A 13,824-nucleotide genomic window follows, 5' to 3' on the forward strand; every position below is an offset into this window, starting at 1 on the left:
CTGACCTATCAACACAATAAAAAACCACGGGGCGTTAAGCCCCGTGGTGTACACATATGTCAGCGATTTTAGTGAGCGCTGGAGGTCACCTGCCGACCCGCCGCGCGATCCCAGATAATCGCCAGGATCACCATCACCACCGTTGGCATCAACCACGCCAGTCCCTGTTCCGCCAGCGGCAAACGCTGACTCCAGGCTGGCAGCATATCGCCAAAGGCAGATGCTTTGATGCCGTCAAGGATACCAAAAAGCAGACTGATAAACATGGCCGGCGCGATGATGCGGGTGGAATTATGCCACCATGAGCGGGTAAAACTTAATACAACCAGTGCGATACACGGCGGATAGATAGCCGTCAGCACCGGAATGGAGATTTGAATCAGATGGCTCAGTCCGAGGTTTGACACCACCATAGAGAAGCCGCCGAGAATAAAGACCAGCGTGCGGTAAGACAGCGGAATATACTGCGCGAAAAACTCAGCGCAGGCGCAGGTCAGCCCCACCGCCGTCACCAGACACGCGATAAAGATCAGCGCCGCCAGCAGGAAGCTTCCCGCGCCGCCAAAGGTATGCTGAACGTAGGCATGAAGAATCGCCGCGCCGTTCGCTGACTGATCGACCAGCGTCGCGCTATCAGAACCTAAGCGGAACAAGGCAAGGTAAAGCAGCGTCAGCCCCACACCCGCCATCAGGCCGGCCCAGACCGTGTAACGCGTCAACAGGCGCGCTTCGGTCACGCCGCGAGAACGCGCCGCGTTCACAATAACGATACCAAACACCATCGCGCCAAGCGTATCCATCGTCAGATAGCCGTTCACAAATCCGTTAGAAAAGGCCGCATTCTGATAAGCGTCCAGGGCGTTGCTGATTGGACCGGCAGGCCAAACGATAGCCGCGACGGAAAGGATGACCAGCGCAATAATTTTCAACGGCGCCAGGAAATTCCCTACCGTATCCAGCAGCTTACCCGGATAGAGGGAAACCAGAATAACGATAGCGAAATAGACCACGCTGTAAATCAGCAACGGCATTGCAGAATCGCCGGTCAACGGAGCGATACCGACCTCAAACGACACCGTCGCGGTACGCGGCGTCGCAAATAACGGCCCGACGGCCAGATAGCAAACGGTCGCCAGCAGGAGTCCCGCCACTTTACCAATCGGCGTACTGAGGCTGTCTACCCCGCCGCCGACTTTCGCCAGCGCCACAACAGTAAGAACCGGTAGCCCCACGGCGGTAATCAGAAAGCCAATAGCGGCTGTCCAGACGTGTTCACCCGCCTGCAAACCGACCATAGGAGGAAAGATAATATTGCCTGCGCCAACGAACAGCGCAAATGTCATAAAGCCCAGGGCGATGATATCGCGCGATTTTAACTGATGGGTCATAAAGTCTTACTGCCTGTGGATGGTGATGTTGTAAACATTAAAATTTTTGCCTTTCCCGGAGGATTATAAAGCGGCGTTTTTTATCAATTTCAGCGGGAAAAGCTCCCGGACCGATGCGGCGAAGAATTGTTTTTCGATTTACCGCGCAAATGCAGTCGTAATGACAGCACCTGAAGCGCAATTTAAACGCTTATAACGTTTTAAAGCAAGGTGGGATCTAAAAACCAGATGAATATAGCGATATGAAATTTATAACCAGAATAAAACACCATTCTCATGAAAAAGTTATGGCTAATCATGCGAACAAAAAATCACCAAACGTTGAATGTTTCAACGAGCCCGTCTTAACTGCAAAGAAAATAAGCCAGCATCCGCTGGCTTATGGAAAGTTATACTTACGAAAGGCAATTAATCGCTATTTTTGGCAATTAAACGTTCCGGCAGCACAAAGCTAAATCGCGTTCCTTTGCCAGGCGAACTGTCGATTTCAAGGCGGCTTTCATGGTGATTCAACGCATGTTTCACAATCGCCAATCCCAGGCCGCTGCCGCCCGTTTGCCGCGAACGCGCTTTATCGACGCGGTAGAAGCGTTCGGTCAGACGAGGAATATGCTCGGCAGCAATCCCCGGACCGTTATCTTGAATGCAAAATTCAGCGCCATGCGCGGCACGTCGCCAGTTCACCGTAATATGCGTTCCCGCCGGCGTATGGTTTACCGCGTTATACACCAGGTTTGAGATCGCGCTACGTAGCTGCTCTTCATTGCCCAGAACGCTAAGACTATCGTCGACCTCAAACGTAAAGGTATGTTTCTGCTGGCTGAGCGTCTGCGCTTCACGCTCCACGACCCGCAGCATCATCGGTACATCCACTTTTTCATTTAATAACAGCGCCGGGGCCGCCTCAATTTTAGACAGCGTAAGCAGTTGTTTTACCAGCCCTTCCATACGATACGTTTGCTCGCGCATCGTATGCAGCGCTTTTTCTCGCGTTGCCCCTTCCAGCGCCTGTTCCTGCATCATTTCCAGATAGCCTTGCAATACCGTCAAGGGCGTACGCAACTCATGGCTAACGTTGGCGAAAAAGTTACGTCTGGCGCCTTCAAGCTGATGCATTTGCGTCACATCGCGCGCCACCATCAGGAGTTGTTTATCGGTATAAGGCATGACGCGGATCTCCAGATGCCGCCCGGTATTGAGCACCAAATGAAGCGGACGGGTGAAATCACGCGTTTTTAAATACTGGGTAAACTCCGGATAACGCAGTAGATTGAGAATATTCTGCCCGTTGTCATCCGGCCAGCGTAGCCCCAGTATCTGTTGCGCCAAACCGTTACACCAAAAAATACCGCCCTCTTCTGTGGTCAGAACCACGGCATCAGGCAGCGACTCCGCGCCGCTGCGAAAACGTTTAATCAGGTTCCCCAGCTCGCGGCGACGCTTCTTATTTCGCAACTGCATCTGGTGTAAACCGTATAACAGCGGTTCCCAACTTCCCCGTCCCGGCGGCGGCGTCATACTTCTGTCGACCCAAAGCCACCAGGAGAGGCGTAATAAATTCCAGAAATGCCAGACAAGCAGTCCCGTCACCGCCGCCAGTAAAAACCACGGCAGATAACCAAAAAAAGCGCTAAGGATAAGCGCGGGGATGCAACAGAGCACCAGCTCCAGCACCAGCCTTTTCCATGACAGCCGTTCCAGCACGCGTCATACTCCCTCAAGAATGGAAAGCCTTCTCCGCCAGAAACCTGTGTTCTACTGGCGGAAAAGGCATTAAAAGCGGGTCGAAAAACGATACCCTGTCCCGCGTACCGTTTGCACCATCCGGTCGTGGCCGCTGTGCTCCAGCGCCTTACGCAAACGGCGAATATGCACATCGACCGTCCGGTCTTCAACGTACACATTGGTGCCCCAGACATGATTGAGTAGCTGCTCGCGGCTGTAAACCCGTTCCGGGTGCGTCATAAAGAAATGGAGTAATTTAAATTCGGTCGGCCCCATATCCAGCGGGCTGTCGCCGGTCATCACGCGGTGAGAGCCAGGATCAAGGCTCAGTCCCTGCATCTCGATCACCTCTTCGACCGCCATCGGCGAGATGCGCCGCATAACGGCTTTAATGCGCGCCACCAACTCCTTGGGGGAAAACGGCTTGGTAATGTAATCGTCAGCGCCGGTTTCCAGCCCGCGCACGCGATCTTCTTCCTCACCTCTCGCGGTCAGCATAACCACCGGAATATCCCGGGTCAGGGCTTCACGTTTGAGATGTTTAATAAACTGTAACCCTGACCCACCGGGCAACATCCAGTCAAGAAGGATGAGATCCGGCCAGGGTTCATTAAGTTTATTCACCGCACTGTCATAATCTTCGGCTTCTACGGGCTGAAAGCCATTTTGTTCGAGCACGAAGCACACCATTTCACGGATCGGCGCCTCATCTTCTACGACCAGAATACGTCTCGCCATAATTTGCCCTGTTAGTCGTTAGTTATCAATGCCGCGCCATTATGCGTCAGATTTATGACAGATTTATGAAAAAAAAAGGCGGCATTGACAGCATGTTGATGATTTATGACACCGGTGAAACCTTGCATTACCGTGTACCGGCGGTAAATTGCGCCCAAAAATGGAGGGGATGACGTGTATAATCCCGTTCACGCTTTTTTTGCATGGAACAATTATGCGCATCCTCCACACCTCTGACTGGCATCTGGGACAAAATTTCTACAGTAAAAGCCGCGCCGCGGAGCATCAGGCTTTTCTGGACTGGCTGCTGGAGACCGCGCAGGCCCATCAGGTGGATGCCATTATTGTCGCTGGCGATATTTTTGATACCGGTTCGCCGCCAAGCTATGCCCGAGAACTTTATAACCGTTTCGTCGTTAATTTACAGCAAACGGGCTGTCATCTGGTGGTGCTGGCCGGTAATCATGATTCCGTCGCCACGCTAAACGAGTCGCGCGACATTCTGGCGTTTCTCAATACAACCGTGATCGCCAGCGCGGGCTATGCGCCGCAGCTACTTCATCGTCGCGACGGTTCTCCAGGCGCCGTACTGTGCCCCATTCCCTTTTTGCGCCCGCGCGACATTCTTACCAGTCAGGCGGGATTATCCGGCAGCGAGAAACAGCAGCAACTTCTTCATGCGATTGCCGATTATTATCAACAGCAATATCGGGAAGCGTGCCAGCTACGCGGCGAACGAAAGCTGCCGGTTATCGCGACGGGGCATTTAACCACCGTCGGCGCCAGCAAAAGCGATGCGGTTCGCGACATTTATATCGGTACGCTGGATGCCTTTCCGGCGCAGCATTTCCCCCCAGCGGATTATATCGCATTGGGACACATTCACCGCGCGCAATGTGTCGGCGGCACAGAGCATATCCGCTATTGCGGCTCACCCATCGCCCTCAGCTTTGATGAGTGCGGCAAAAGCAAATGCGTGCATCTGGTGACCTTCGAGCAGGGGAAATGGCAAAGTACCGAAAGTCTGGCTGTCCCCGTGACTCAACCGCTGGCGGTTTTAAAAGGCGACCTGGCGTCAATTACCGAACAGCTTGAGCAGTGGCGCGGCGTGGAGCAATCACCCCCCGTCTGGCTGGATATTGAAATCACCACCGATGATTATCTGCACGATATCCAACGCAGAATACAGACGCTAACGGAGTCGCTACCCGTAGAGGTATTACTGGTGCGCCGTAGCCGCGAACAGCGCGAGCGCTCGCTGGCGAACGAGCGGCGGGAAACATTAAGCGAGCTTAGCGTGGAGGAGGTTTTTGCGCGGCGTCTGGCGCTGGAAGCGTTAGATCCCCCGCAGCGCGAGCGCCTGAATCAGCTCTTTTCCAGCACGCTCTACGCGTTGAATGAGGAGCATGAGGCATGAAAATTCTCAGTTTGCGTCTGAAAAACCTGAACTCGCTGAAAGGTGAATGGAAGGTCGACTTTACCGCCGAACCGTTTGCCAGTAACGGGTTATTCGCCATTACCGGCCCGACCGGCGCGGGAAAAACCACCTTGCTTGACGCCATCTGTCTGGCGCTGTACCACGAAACGCCGCGCCTGAATACGGTATCGCAGTCGCAAAACGATTTGATGACGCGCGATACGGCGGAATGTCTGGCCGAAGTGGAGTTTGAGGTAAAAGGCGAGGCCTGGCGCGCGTTCTGGAGCCAGAACCGAGCCCGAAATCAGCCTGACGGCAATCTCCAGGCCCCACGCGTGGAGCTGGCGCGGTGTTCAGACGGAAAGATCTTTGCCGATAAGGTAAAGGATAAACTGGAGATGATCGCCACGTTGACCGGGCTGGACTACGGGCGCTTCACCCGTTCGATGTTGTTATCACAGGGGCAGTTCGCCGCCTTTCTTAACGCCAAAGCGAAAGAGCGCGCAGAGCTTCTGGAGGAGCTCACCGGCACTGAGATTTACGGGCAGATCTCCGCACAGGTATTTGAAAAACATAAATCAGCCCGTCTCGAACTGGAAAAGTTACAAGCGCAGGCCAGCGGCGTCGCCCTATTGGCGGACGAACAGTTACAGCAACTGGAAGCCAGTTTGCAGGCGCTTACTGACGAAGAGAAACGCCTGCTGGCCGACCAGCAGGGACAGCAGCAGCACCTTCACTGGCTGACCCGAAAAAACGAGCTCCACACTGAATTACACGCCCGACAGCAGGCGCTGTACGCGGCACAAGAGGCGCGAGAAAAAGCGCAGCCGCAGCTCGCGGCGTTGACTCTGGCGCAACCCGCTCGCCAGTTGCGTCCGCATTGGGAGCGCATTCAGGAACAAACCCGCGCCGTTGAGCGTGTTCGCCAGCACAGTGATGAAGTGAATGCTCGCTTACAAAGCGCGTATCGCCTGCGCCAGCGTATCCGCGCCTGCGCGCATCGACAATTCACGCAACTGAACGCCACAGGGCAGCGGTTGAAGACATGGCTGGCGGAACACGACGGCATCCGCGTCTGGCGCAGCGAACTGGCGGGTTGGCGAGCATTGTTAACACAACAATCCCACGACCGGGCGCAACTGAGCCAATGGCAACAGCAGTTGCTGAGCGATACGCGTCAGCGTGATGCGCTACCGCCGCTCACGCTCGACCTCACGCCACAGGCGCTGGCGGAAGCCAGAGCATTGCATACCCGGCAGCGTCCGCTACGGCATCGTCTCGCCGCGCTTCAGGGGCAAATTATCCCGAAACAAAAGCGTCAGGCGCAGCTACAGGCAGCTATCGCGCGTCATCATCAGGAGCAGACGCAATACACCCAACGTCTGACGGATAAGCGACTGAGTTATAAGACTAAAGCGCAGGAGCTTGCGGACGTTCGCACTATTTGCGAGCAGGAGGCGCGCATCAAAGATCTGGAAAGCCAGCGGGCGCACTTACAGTCCGGCCAGCCGTGTCCGCTTTGCGGCTCGACGACACACCCCGCCATCGCCGCCTATCAGGCGCTGGAGCTGAGCGCGAATCAAACCCGCCGCGACGCGCTGGAAAAAGAGGTCAAAGCACTGGCGGAAGAAGGCGCGGCGCTGCGAGGACAGTTAGATGCCTTAACGCAACAATTACAGCGGGATGAAAGCGAGGCGCAGTCGTTGTTGCAGGAGGAGCAAGCGCTTACTGAGGAATGGCAAACGCTGTGCGCTACGCTGGGCGTTCAGCTCCAGCCGCAAGAAGACCTCGCGGGCTGGTTGACCGCCGCGGAAGAGCATGAGCAACAGTTGGATCAACTCAGCCAGCGTCATGCTCTACAAACGCAAATCGCGGCGCATACTGAACAAGTAGCGCGCTTTACCGCGCAGATTGCGCAGCGTCAGGCCTCGCTGACGGCTGATTTGGCGCAGTATACGCTTTCCCTTCCTGCGCCAGAAAACGAGGCTTCGTGGCTGAATGAGCGCGCCGACGAAGCGAAAATATGGCAACAGCGTCAGACAGAGTTCGCGGATTTGCAAACGCAGATCGACAGGCTTGCCCCGTTGCTGGAGACGCTACCGCAAACGGATACCGCGGATTCCGACGACGACGTGCCGCTGGATAACTGGCGGCAGGCGCATGATGAGTGCGTGTCATTACAAAGCCAGTTGCAAACCCTGCAGGAACAGACGACGCAGGAACAGCAGCGCGCCGCCGAGGCGATAGCGCACTTTGATGCGGCGTTAAAAAATAGCCCGTTTGACAGCCAGGCAACGTTCCTGGCGGCGTTGTTGGATGAAGAGACCGTGACCCGTCTGGAAAAACAACAACAAACGCTGGAAAGTCAGCTACAACAAGCGAAGGCGTTAAGCGCGCAGTCCGCGCAGGCGCTGGCTGACCATCAGCAACAGCCGCCCGCCGGTCTGGACCCAACGTGTACGGCAGAGCAGCTCGCGCAGCGGCTGGCGCAGTTGGCGCAACAACTGCGCGAGAACACGACACGCCAGGGGGAAATCCGCCAGCAAATTAAACAGGATGCAGATAATCGGCAGCGCCAACGCGCGCTGATGGCGGAAATGAAGCAAGCCTCTCAGCAAGTGGAAGACTGGGGCTATCTCAATGCGCTGATCGGCTCTAAAGAAGGTGATAAGTTCCGCAAATTCGCCCAGGGACTGACGCTGGATAATCTGGTCTGGCTGGCGAATCATCAGCTCACCCGCCTGCATGGCCGTTATTTATTGCAGCGCAAAGCCAGCGACGCGCTGGAACTGGAGGTTGTCGATACCTGGCAGGCCGACGCCGTGCGCGATACGCGAACGTTATCAGGCGGCGAAAGCTTCCTGGTCAGCCTGGCGCTGGCGCTGGCGTTATCAGATTTGGTCAGCCATAAAACGCGCATTGATTCTTTGTTCCTCGACGAAGGCTTCGGCACGCTTGATAGCGAAACGCTGGACGCCGCGCTGGATGCGCTCGACGCGCTGAATGCCAGCGGGAAGACCATCGGTGTGATTAGCCACGTGGAAGCCATGAAAGAACGTATCCCCGTGCAGATAAAAGTGAAAAAAATCAATGGGCTTGGTTATAGCAAACTGGACAAAGCGTTTGCCGTGGAGTAACACGAGTGTCATCCTGCGCACAGCATACCGTCATGACATAGCATAATAATGAATACACAAAGACGGATAAGGAATGGTATTACCTCGCGCTTATCCGCAAGCTATACGTTGATTGGCTGTGACAATTCACAGCCACAGCGCGCAACATGCGCCTTTATTTTCGGCAGGTGGTATGAAAAAAGTTATTTTTTCTTTGGCGCTGGGTACGTTCGGACTGGGGATGGCCGAGTTTGGCATTATGGGCGTGCTGACGGAGCTGGCACGCGATGTCGGGATAACGATTCCCGCCGCCGGGCATATGATCTCGTTTTACGCCTTCGGCGTCGTGCTGGGCGCGCCTGTTATGGCGCTCTTTTCCAGCCGCTTTTCGCTTAAACATATACTGCTGTTTCTGGTCACGCTGTGCGTGATGGGCAATGCCATATTTACCTTTTCCTCGTCATATCTGATGCTCGCCGTCGGCAGACTGGTTTCCGGCTTTCCGCACGGCGCCTTTTTTGGCGTCGGCGCCATTGTCCTGTCAAAGATTATCCGCCCCGGGAAAGTCACCGCCGCCGTCGCGGGTATGGTTTCAGGAATGACGGTGGCGAATCTGGTGGGCATTCCGGTCGGCACTTACCTGAGCCAGGAATTTAGCTGGCGCTACACCTTTTTATTGATCGCGGTTTTCAACATCGCTGTGCTCACCGCAATTTTCTTCTGGGTGCCGGATATCCGTGACAAAGCCCAAGGCAGCCTGCGCGAGCAGTTCCACTTCTTGCGTAGTCCTGCACCGTGGCTCATTTTCGCCGCCACGATGTTCGGCAATGCGGGCGTTTTTGCCTGGTTCAGCTATATCAAGCCATTTATGATGTACATCTCCGGTTTTTCGGAGACGAGCATGACGTTTATTATGATGCTGGTCGGGCTGGGGATGGTGTTAGGCAATCTGTTAAGCGGCAAACTCTCCGGCAGATATACTCCGCTGCGCATCGCGGTAGTGACTGACCTCATTATCGTGCTCTCTCTCATGGCGCTCTTTTTCTTCAGCGGATACAAAACGGCATCGCTGACTTTCGCGTTTATCTGCTGCGCTGGTCTGTTTGCGCTCTCTGCGCCGCTGCAAATCCTGCTGCTGCAAAACGCCAAAGGCGGCGAACTGCTGGGCGCGGCGGGAGGGCAAATCGCCTTTAATCTCGGTAGCGCGATTGGCGCCTGGTGCGGCGGACTGATGCTGACGCTAGGTTTTGCGTACCACTACGTGGCGCTTCCCGCCGCCCTGCTCTCGTTTTCCGCCATGTCGTCGTTGCTGGTATACGGACGTCTAAAACACAAGCAGCCATCGGTCACGCCGGTTGCCGGATGACGCCATCCGGCTAAAAACGTTACGCCAGCGGCCACAGCCAGGCCGCGCCGCGCACGCCGCTCGAATCGCCATGCCGCGCCTTACGTACCGGCGTCTCGCACTCGCCGCCAAAAACAAACGATTTCATCAGCGACGGAACCGTCTTGTACAGGCGCTCAACATTGCTCATACCACCGCCCAGCACAATGACATCCGGATCCAGAATATTCACGACATGAGATAATGCTTTCGCCAGCCGCAGCTCATAACGGCTTAACGCCAGTTCCGCCACGGCGTCCTGCGCGTCGACCAGACGAATAATCTCATCGCCTTTTAGCGCTTTACCGCTCAAACGCTGGTAATCCGTGGCAAATCCCGTACCGGAAATAAAGGTTTCGATACAGCCTTGTTTACCGCAATAACAGGGAATTTCTTCGCGGTAACGCAACTCATCGTCATCCATCCACGGCAACGGATTGTGGCCCCATTCACCTGCCGTACCGTTGCCGCCGATGTGCGCCCGGCCATTTAGCGCTACGCCCGCGCCGCACCCGGTACCGATAATCACCGCAAATACCGTTTGCGCCCCCGCTGCCGCGCCATCTACCGCCTCTGATACCGCCAGGCAATTGGCATCGTTGGCTAACCGCACTTCACGCTTCAGACGACGGCTCACATCGCTATCGAACGGCTGGCCGTTAAGCCACGTAGAGTTAGCGTTTTTTACCACGCCGGTGTAAGGCGAGAGAGAACCGGGAATGCCAATGCCAACGCTGCCGGTCTGGCCGGTCGCCTGTTCCGCCATGTCGACCAGCGTAGCGATGGTTTCTATCGTTTGCTGATAATCCTCCCGCGGCGTAGGCAGACGATGGCGAAACCGCTGCTCTCCTGCATCATCAAGCGCAATGACTTCCGTTTTTGTGCCGCCTAAATCGATACCAATACGCACATACCGCTCCTCATTTTTTGGGAATATCAACAGGGTAGAATTCACCGTTCTGATTGGCAATGCAAGCCTGCCGACAATTCGTTACTATACCGCCTGGATTTAACGACAAGGCCGTGGAAATTATCATGCTGTGGTTCAAAAATTTAATGGTTTACCGTCTTAGCCGCGATATTACATTACGCGCCGAAGAGATGGAGAAACAGCTCGCCTCAATGACGTTTACCCCATGCGGTAGCCAGGATATGGCCAAAATGGGCTGGGTTCCGCCGATGGGCTCTCACAGCGATGCGTTAACGCACACCGCCAATGGCCAAATTATTATTTGCGCGCGCAAAGAAGAGAAAATCCTGCCATCGCCAGTGATCAAACAGGCTCTGGAGGCGAAAATCCAGAAACTGGAAGCCGATCAGGGACGCAAGCTGAAGAAGACGGAAAAAGATTCCCTGAAGGATGAAGTGTTGCATTCGTTGCTGCCGCGCGCGTTTAGCCGCTTCAGTCAGACAATGATGTGGATTGATACCGTTAACGGCCTGATTATGGTTGACTGCGCCAGCGCGAAAAAAGCGGAAGATACTTTGGCGCTACTGCGTAAAAGTCTTGGCTCGCTGCCGGTCGTCCCGCTGGCGCTGGAAAACCCGATTGAGCTGACGCTCACCGAGTGGGTGCGCTCCGGTACGGTCGCTCAGGGTTTCCAGTTGCTGGACGAAGCCGAATTGAAAGCGATGCTGGAAGATGGCGGCGTGATCCGCGCGAAAAAGCAGGATCTGGTCAGCGACGAGATCGCCGTTCATATTGAAGCGGGTAAAGTGGTCACGAAGCTGGCGCTCGACTGGCAGCAGCGTATTCAATTCGTCATGTGCGACGACGGCTCCATTAAGCGTCTGAAATTCTGCGATGAGCTGCGCGATCAGAACGAAGATATCGACCGGGAAGATTTTGCCCAACGTTTTGACGCGGACTTTATCCTGATGACCGGCGAGCTGGCGGCGCTGATTCAAAGCCTGGTGGAAGGATTAGGCGGCGAAGCGCAGCGCTAACCAGAGGGTCCCTCTCCGCCGGAGAGGGGACTCACCGTTACAAATAGCGGCACAGATACGAGGTGGGCTCAGCGACCTGTAGATGAAACTCGCTGTGGCCAGGCACGTTAAACACCTCACCGGCTGTATACACTTTCCATTCGACAGTTCCCGGCAACAGTACCTTCAACGCGCCGCTCACAACCGTCATCTCTTCGGGTTCGGCGGTGCCAAAGGTATACTCCCCTTCCGCCATCACACCAACGCTGGCCCGGCCGGTGCTACTGCTGGTAAATCCAATAGACTTCACTTTCCCGGAAAAGTATTCATTGCTTTGTAGCATAATCAGGCCCCGTCTCATTATTAAATTAACACCCAATATAGAGTCCTGACGTTCGGCCTGTCACGTAAAATTAGACAAGCAGTTCTGAAGCTAACCGCGCAATCAAAACATTAGAGAGTAAAACCGGCACATCCAGCGCCTGCTGTAAAATATCCCGATGACGCTGATGAAAACCCAGACAATCCAGCATAATGACGTCCGCGCCTTGATCCAGTAGCGCCTGTCCGGCATCAATTAACTGTTGCTCAGAACCGTGAACCGGATTCGCCAGCGAATACACCGGCGGCATTTGCAATACCTGCCATTTTTTCTCCTGGGCCGCCAGAAGTTCTGCAACAGGCACAATCACGCCCACCTGATGCCCATCCACAATAGAGGCGACAAGCGGTGGAATAATACGCAGCGGTTCAAGCAAAATAGAATTACGGGCTGCCATACTTTTAATCGCCGCGGTGCTCATCAGTATAATGACGTCATAACCCTGGTTATCCAGCACCTCGACAACGCTCTGTAAATCTCGCTCCACTTTCTGGCGGGAAACATGGGCTATCTGGTTATCATTCAGCAACGTCAAAAGCGGATCGTCGCCAGGCTCTACAGCGTAATCCGCCATAACGTCTTCCCGGCTCATTTTTCCCAGCAGGCTATGATGGGTGATGTGTTGTTCGTCGATGTATTCCGTCAGAAGCGGTAACACTTCGCTCATTGGCACAACGCCGATTGTGAGGATTGCCAACGACGCACTCATTTTTATTCCACCTTATTACTTCGTCGTAATTCCCGGGCAAATATTCACACGCTCACCGCGCTACCTGCCCTACAAATCTCAGAAAGCGTAGCAGCAGATGAGCAACGTATTGTGTAAAGATTCCAAATAATTCCAATATTGTATTGTTATCGCTTAATTTACGGTTTTAGTTGCCAGTATAAATGTTTCAAGAATGTGATGGAGATACAATTTAGGGGTACCCGGAATCCCTTCCGAGTGGTTCATGCGTCTATGATTTATCCGGATCTTCGTAACGTTTTTTCGCATCCATCGCTTCTTCTGCGGTCGGATGCTCGCTGATGAGCGAATCAGGTTTCGGATGGTCAGCCCGTAGCTGATACCACGTCACCGTCTGGCCCGGCGTGCCTTTTTCAATGGTGACGATATAAGCTTCCCGCGGATAAGGTGGTCTGGTTGGCATAGCGTTTCCTTTATTCTGGGTGAGCGTTAAGTATAGACATCTCCCTGTAACCGTTGCGTCGACGGCGGCAACGCCGCAATAATTTCAGAAACGACCTGGGCCGGCGTTTTCGTCGCGTCAATAATGTAATGCGCCGTTTCGCGATACAACGCGTCACGCTGCTCAAGCACTTCCCGAACCTCTTCGCTCAACGGCTTGCCGGTGAGGGTCGGGCGCAGATCCGCTTCAGGTTCAGCCTCAAGCCGGTTAACCAGCGTGGATACCGGCGCGCACAGATAAATCACTACGCCAACACGGTGCATATAACGTCGGTTATACTCCGTGAGAATAATACCGCCCCCCGTCGCCACAACAGTCGAAGGCGCGCTTACCGCCTCCAGGGCCGCGGTTTCCCGGGCGCGGAACCCTCCCCAGCCTTCTTTTTCAACGATATCAGCGACGCTCATCTGCACGTGCGATTGCAGCCAGCGGTCGGTATCTGCAAACCGAAAACCGGTTGCCTGCGCCAGCGCCATACCGATGGTGGTTTTCCCACAGCCCCGCGGGCCAACAAGATAAAGAGGTTGCATCATAGCAGGCGTTCCCCCAGGAACTGCG

The 13,824-nt window shown here is 54.8% G+C and carries 12 protein-coding genes; 4 read left to right on the forward strand and 8 right to left on the reverse strand.

Annotated features, from left to right (window positions below; genetic code table 11):
- Positions 1-68 precede the first annotated feature (68 nt).
- The 3 genes from brnQ to phoB form a co-directional block, all read right to left on the reverse strand.
- The gene (gene brnQ / locus ACLJPE_RS09055) at positions 69-1,388 is read right to left on the reverse strand and encodes a branched-chain amino acid transporter carrier protein BrnQ (protein ID WP_000149625.1); all 1,320 of its coding nucleotides are present in this window, start codon (positions 1,386-1,388) and stop codon (positions 69-71) included.
- Positions 1,389-1,796: 408 nt separating this feature from the next.
- The gene (gene phoR, locus ACLJPE_RS09060) at positions 1,797-3,092 is read right to left on the reverse strand and encodes a phosphate regulon sensor histidine kinase PhoR (protein ID WP_001632607.1); all 1,296 of its coding nucleotides are present in this window, start codon (positions 3,090-3,092) and stop codon (positions 1,797-1,799) included.
- Positions 3,093-3,161: 69 nt separating this feature from the next.
- Positions 3,162-3,851, reverse strand: a complete 690-nt coding sequence (gene phoB, locus ACLJPE_RS09065; protein ID WP_000113918.1) for a phosphate response regulator transcription factor PhoB — start codon at positions 3,849-3,851, stop codon at positions 3,162-3,164.
- A gap of 214 nt (positions 3,852-4,065) precedes the next feature.
- On the opposite strand from phoB, the gene sbcD reads away from it, so the two are divergent.
- From sbcD to araJ, 3 genes are all read left to right on the forward strand, one after another.
- Positions 4,066-5,268: an exonuclease subunit SbcD gene (sbcD, locus tag ACLJPE_RS09070; RefSeq protein ID WP_001221249.1), complete on the forward strand. Its 1,203-nt coding sequence runs from the start codon at positions 4,066-4,068 to the stop codon at positions 5,266-5,268.
- Positions 5,265-8,405, forward strand: coding sequence for an exonuclease subunit SbcC (sbcC, locus tag ACLJPE_RS09075; RefSeq protein WP_023136985.1), 3,141 nt, complete (start codon positions 5,265-5,267; stop codon positions 8,403-8,405). The genes sbcD and sbcC overlap by 4 nt, the downstream gene beginning before the upstream one ends.
- 172 nt (positions 8,406-8,577) lie before the next feature.
- On the forward strand, positions 8,578-9,750 hold the full coding sequence (gene araJ / locus ACLJPE_RS09080) for an MFS transporter AraJ (RefSeq protein ID WP_000755629.1): 1,173 nt from the start codon (positions 8,578-8,580) through the stop codon (positions 9,748-9,750).
- Between the two features lie 19 nt (positions 9,751-9,769).
- Here the strand turns inward: araJ and mak are convergent, their stop codons facing one another.
- Entirely contained in the window at positions 9,770-10,678 is a 909-nt protein-coding gene (mak, locus tag ACLJPE_RS09085) for a fructokinase (protein WP_001219270.1), read from the reverse strand.
- Positions 10,679-10,803: 125 nt separating this feature from the next.
- Here mak and rdgC point away from each other — a divergent pair, with 125 nt between their 5' ends.
- Complete coding sequence (gene rdgC, locus ACLJPE_RS09090; RefSeq protein ID WP_000964305.1) at positions 10,804-11,715, forward strand: recombination-associated protein RdgC; 912 nt, start codon at positions 10,804-10,806, stop codon at positions 11,713-11,715.
- 37 nt (positions 11,716-11,752) lie between these two features.
- On the opposite strand, the gene ppnP is transcribed toward rdgC, so the two are convergent.
- The 4 genes from ppnP to aroL all read right to left on the reverse strand — a co-directional run bounded on the left by ppnP (position 11,753) and on the right by aroL (position 13,799).
- Positions 11,753-12,037, reverse strand: a complete 285-nt coding sequence (gene ppnP, locus ACLJPE_RS09095) for a pyrimidine/purine nucleoside phosphorylase (protein ID WP_000941953.1) — start codon at positions 12,035-12,037, stop codon at positions 11,753-11,755.
- Between the two features lie 70 nt (positions 12,038-12,107).
- Positions 12,108-12,785, reverse strand: a complete 678-nt coding sequence (locus ACLJPE_RS09100; RefSeq protein WP_001276437.1) for an AroM family protein — start codon at positions 12,783-12,785, stop codon at positions 12,108-12,110.
- Positions 12,786-13,035: 250 nt separating this feature from the next.
- Complete coding sequence (gene yaiA / locus ACLJPE_RS09105) at positions 13,036-13,227, reverse strand: protein YaiA (protein WP_001143161.1); 192 nt, start codon at positions 13,225-13,227, stop codon at positions 13,036-13,038.
- A 26-nt stretch (positions 13,228-13,253) separates the two neighbouring features.
- Positions 13,254-13,799, reverse strand: coding sequence for a shikimate kinase AroL (aroL, locus tag ACLJPE_RS09110; protein ID WP_000983570.1), 546 nt, complete (start codon positions 13,797-13,799; stop codon positions 13,254-13,256).
- Positions 13,800-13,824 lie beyond the last annotated feature (25 nt).

This window comes from Salmonella sp. SAL04196, assembly GCF_046550835.1.
Lineage (GTDB): Bacteria > Pseudomonadota > Gammaproteobacteria > Enterobacterales > Enterobacteriaceae > Salmonella > Salmonella enterica.